We start from the raw sequence: 415 nt of genomic DNA, 5'->3' as shown, positions 1-415 counted from the left end.
TCCCAAGTTGGGATGTTTTTAAACACTTTATCTAAATAAACACCTCTAATACATAATAATACACCTTTATATAACACAAAAACGTTATTATTATTTCCTAATTCATTTAACCTAACCCTCTTATTATGAACAAATCTCATACCCAGTGCCAAAGAATCATCGACAGCTTTGATCGTGAAATTCAGAATGAAGGAATCATCAATCCTTCAAATGCGAATGATATCCATAAAGGAATCAGAATTTGTCAGGTTACTCTTCAAAGACTCAGACACAAAGTATTGAACGGATGCATTCAATCCATTGAAGATGAAATTTGCCTATTCAAAACAATCAAACCTCACGTATTGGGACATCTTCTTTTTTACAACTACTTACAAAAGATATTTGAACAAAAACCTTTATCTGAAGAATTTAC

The 415-nt window shown here is 31.3% G+C and carries 1 protein-coding gene; it reads left to right on the top strand.

The features are described from left to right. Positions 1-125: 125 nt before the first annotated feature. Positions 126-415: hypothetical protein (locus KEM10_RS25265; RefSeq protein WP_212221048.1), on the top strand; the 290-nt coding region annotated here is incomplete at its 3' end.

Origin of the sequence: Carboxylicivirga linearis (genome assembly GCF_018271995.1) — a bacterium.
In the GTDB taxonomy this organism is placed as follows: Bacteria; Bacteroidota; Bacteroidia; order Bacteroidales; family Marinilabiliaceae; genus Carboxylicivirga; species Carboxylicivirga linearis.
Note: the sequence above shows the minus strand (reverse complement) of the source record. Positions and strands in the feature narration are given on the sequence as shown.